The sequence below is a fragment of the Alicyclobacillus sp. CIJ1 genome, assembly GCF_057538885.1.
Genome location: NZ_BAAJPH010000031.1, coordinates 1 through 282 on the forward strand (window position 1 = coordinate 1; position 282 = coordinate 282).

Below are 282 nucleotides of genomic sequence, written 5' to 3' on the forward strand. Positions count from 1 at the left end.
TCGAGCGGACCTCTTTTGAGGTCAGCGGCGGACGGGTGAGGAACACGTGGGTAATCTGCCTTTCAGACCGGAATAACGCCCGGAAACGGGCGCTAATGCCGGATACGCCCGCGAGGAGGCATCTTCTTGCGGGGAAAGGCCCAACTGGGCCGCTGAGAGAGGAGCCCGCGGCGCATTAGCTAGTTGGCGGGGTAACGGCCCACCAAGGCGACGATGCGTAGCCGACCTGAGAGGGTGACCGGCCACACTGGGACTGAGACACGGCCCAGACTCCTACGGGAG

1 rRNA gene is annotated in these 282 nt (G+C 64.2%); it reads left to right on the forward strand.

The window, feature by feature from the left end:
- Positions 1–282: ribosomal RNA gene (locus AC27E8_RS00250) — 16S ribosomal RNA — on the forward strand; the annotation flags it as partial.